This window comes from Crenalkalicoccus roseus, assembly GCF_004761865.1.
In the GTDB taxonomy this organism is placed as follows: domain Bacteria; phylum Pseudomonadota; class Alphaproteobacteria; order Acetobacterales; family Acetobacteraceae; genus Crenalkalicoccus; species Crenalkalicoccus roseus.
The window spans coordinates 1-921 of sequence record NZ_SJDM01000109.1; the positions used below are offsets into that span (position 1 = coordinate 1).

The following is a 921-nucleotide window of genomic DNA, read 5'->3' on the forward strand; positions in this document are numbered from 1 at the left end:
AGGTTGGCATTCGCCGCCTGGTCGGGATCGCCGAGCTGGCGGTCGATGCGCACCAGCCCGGCGTACTTCGCATCGGTGGCCTGCGTGTCGCCGAGCCAGACATCGCCGATGGCGCGGACGCGGTGCGCGGCGAGCACGACGACGGCGTAGAACCAACCATCGGCGCGGCCGGCGTCGTCGGTGGCAGAGTGGATGAAGACGATCGGGCCGCCGACCTTGCAGCGGCCGAAGACGATCTGGTGCTCGGTGATCGGCTGGCGGAAGGACTGGGTGCGGCCGGNCCGGCGCCGGGCGCGGTGGGATCGTCGCCCGGGCGGAGCGCGGCCGGGGACGTCGGCGCGGTCGGCCGCTTGGCTGGGAAGACCGAGGCGCCGATCGTCGAGACCACGAAGGCGGCACCGGCGCCGACGATCGCGCCGATGATACCGCCGCCGACCGCGGCCGAGGCGACGCCGCCGGCGACAATGGCGATCAGGGGAACGGCGGCGGGCATCAAGACACCTCACGGCATCGCGGCGGCAGCGGCGCTCGGGTGGTTGGGTTGGCCGGGCCGCGCTGCCGCGAGGGCTCCGTCAGCCGATCCTCCAGGCGGTGGTGCAGAGGGTGATCGGCGCGCGCAGCAGCCCGCGCGGGCCGACGAAGGCGACGCGCCCGGCGTCGAGCACCACGCCGAGCCGGTCGGGATCGGGCGCGAGGACGACGTCGCCTATGCCAGCCAGCAGCGGCGCCACGCGCGGGAAGCCGGCGCTGTCGGCCGAGGCCGCAAGATTAGGCAGCACCCGGAAGGCGGGCCGCTCCCCCGTCACCGCCTCGACGGCGGCCAGGGCAAAGCGCCCGCAGTTCCAGCGATGGGCGTCGAAGGGGCGCGTCTCCACCGCCGACAGCAGGGCTGCCAGCCGCACCGCCCAGTCCGGCCGCCGC

The 921-nt window shown here is 75.2% G+C and carries 1 protein-coding gene; it reads right to left on the reverse strand.

Annotated features, from left to right (window positions below; genetic code table 11):
• Positions 1-572: 572 nt before the first annotated feature.
• On the reverse strand, positions 573-921 hold a 349-nt coding region (locus ET526_RS21105), incomplete at its 5' end, for a DUF6950 family protein (protein ID WP_135471049.1).